Origin of the sequence: Chamaesiphon sp. VAR_48_metabat_135_sub, assembly GCF_031418915.1 — a bacterium.
GTDB lineage: Bacteria > Cyanobacteriota > Cyanobacteriia > Cyanobacteriales > Chamaesiphonaceae > Chamaesiphon.
On the sequence record NZ_JANOJV010000004.1, the window covers coordinates 1 to 2,491 of the forward strand.

2 protein-coding genes are annotated in these 2,491 nt (G+C 44.3%); both read left to right on the forward strand.

What is annotated here, in order from left to right:
* Positions 1-3 precede the first annotated feature (3 nt).
* Positions 4-438, forward strand: a complete 435-nt coding sequence (locus tag RMO55_RS00115) for a cupredoxin domain-containing protein (RefSeq protein ID WP_310421647.1) — start codon at positions 4-6, stop codon at positions 436-438.
* Between the two features lie 25 nt (positions 439-463).
* Positions 464-2,491, forward strand: a 2,028-nt coding sequence (locus RMO55_RS00120; RefSeq protein WP_310421643.1) for an FUSC family protein, incomplete at its 3' end; no start/stop codon positions are given.

Sequence of the window (2,491 nt, forward strand, 5' to 3'; positions counted from 1 at the left end):
CCGATGAGTGAGTCAGATATGCCCCACTCGCCGACAGATCGATCGTTCCGCAAAATAGAACAGCCTTTACCAATCAAAATCGGCGTAGTTTTGGGTGGACTAACCTTAGTTGGTGGCGAACTCTGGTGGTTTCTGGGACGCAAACAGCAGCAACAACAAGCTACTCAAACTAATGGTGTGCAGGAAGTATTAATTACGGTTGATGGTGGCTATCGTCCAGATCGAGTTGTTGTTAATAGTGGCGAACCTGTGCGGTTGTCATTCGATCGGCTAGATAATAATTCTTGTTTAGACGAGGTATTAATTCCCGACTTTGGGATTAGCACCCATTTACCTGTCGGGCAAACAACAACTGTTAAATTTACACCTACGAAGACGGGAGAATATGCTTTTACCTGTGGCATGAGAATGTTTCGGGGCGTAATTGAAGTCAAATAACGCAATTTAATTGTTGATGAATCTCATGTTAAATGAACATAGTTTTTTCAGCTTCCTCATCCAGTCAGCAGCAGGAAAACCAGCACTCGCAAATGGCTTGCGGGCTGCATTATCATTGGGAGTTCCGATGTTGATTGGGCAACTAATTAACCAGAGAGAAAGCGGATTATTTGTTGGTTTAATCGCTTACTTTGTCAATTTTGTCAACGTTGCTGGCTCTTACCAGATTAAAGCCAGAGCGATGGCGATCGCCACTTTCGGCATCACTATCTCGGTATTTATCGGTACTCTAGTTGCTAGTATTCCGATCCTCGCTGTCATCTTGACATTTTTGTGGGGAATGGCTTCAGGATTTGCCTCACTATATGGTAATACTGGTGCCAATGTCGGGCTGGTAGTTGGGACATCATTTATTTCGACGATTGCTTTACCAGGAGATTTAGATATAGCATTGATGCGATCGCTATTATGTCTAATTGCTGGTGGCTGGGCGACGTTACTTTCCCTAGTAATGTGGCCATTTAAACCTTACAATCTGCTCAGAATTGCGGTAGCTAATTGCTTCGATGCGCTCGCTAAATACCTGAAGAGATTTGAATCTGGAGTCCCCACAACTGAAAATATTCTAGAGATTAGAAAAACATTAGAAACAGCCCGCAATGTATTAGGTGCCGCCCGAATTAGACAGTCAGCACAAAGTTGGATGGGGGAGCAGTTACTCGTGCTAACTCAAGATGGAGATCGTTTGCTTGGCTCAGTTATTGCCCTCACCGAATTACTCGAAACCCATGCTCACCAAAATCAATATCAGGCAGTTCAGCCATTAATAGACGATACATTCGTCCAAATGTCGATCGTGTTTAGATCGATCTCCAAAGTCATTGTTGGTAAATATGCTGATATCGATCTCGACAATCTCAATCGCATTTACAATGCACTAAAAGAACGAGAACACCGACAAAGACAAGCAATATCAGGGAGTAAAACAGACTATACAAATCTCGTTGCGCTGAGTAATTTAGTGCTGACAATCGAAAAACCGCTCGAACAATTACAATACGCGGCTCAGTCGGCTAAATCTCTGTTAGAAAACAGCAACACCAGCCCACGTCATGTAGATCCACTTTTATTAGTTAAAGATGAACAGCATTCGCTATCGAGGTTACTCACCGAAAACTTCACCTTAGAATCAGCAATCTTTCGCCATGCGCTGCGACTTGGTGTCAGTCTCAGTTTAGGCGTAATTTTATATAGTATCACCAACTTACCAATGGGATATTGGGTCACGCTGACCACTATATTAGTCCTCAAACCGAACTTGGGCGTAACTTTTCAGCGGTTTTTTCAGCGGATTGGGGGGACGATTCTGGGTGCAGTGATAGCCGCTGTGCTAATTTGCACAATCGCGAGTAAGCCTGTATTAGACATCGCGATCGTGCTGACAGTATTTTTCGGCGTTGCTCTGATTGATTTTAACTACGGTTATTCAGTGGTGTTTCTGTCAATATTTATCTTACTAATTACCGATATCAGTAATTCTACGGGTTGGCAATTTGCCGAGGTTCGCGTGTTGAATACCTTAATTGGCGCGGGATTGGCATTCGGCAGTCATTACTTAATCTGGCCGAATTGGGAGCGAGATCGGTTGCCCAGTCAACTCGCCATTGCCCTGAGAGAGTCCCAAACCTACTTTAATGATGTCATGGCTGTTTACCAAGGAACAAAGGGGCATAGCGCGGCTATTATCGCTCAACGGCGACAAACTGGACTAGCAGTAGGCAATGCCCAAGCCTCATTTCAAGGATTGCTGCGCGAACCAAAGATGCACCCAGAATTAGTCGAACCCGTGATGACGCTGCTGGTATATATCGGACGTTTTACTAATGCCATCACAGTTTTGGCAGTACATCTCAAATATTTTCGTTCGACTGTGCCACTGCCTGAATTAGCAACCTTTGTGGATCGAATTTCGTTAGTGTTAGAGCAGTTAGCTGATGCCGTCGAGCAGGAAATTATCCCACCACCTTTGCCCGATTTGGACGAAATGCTGCGA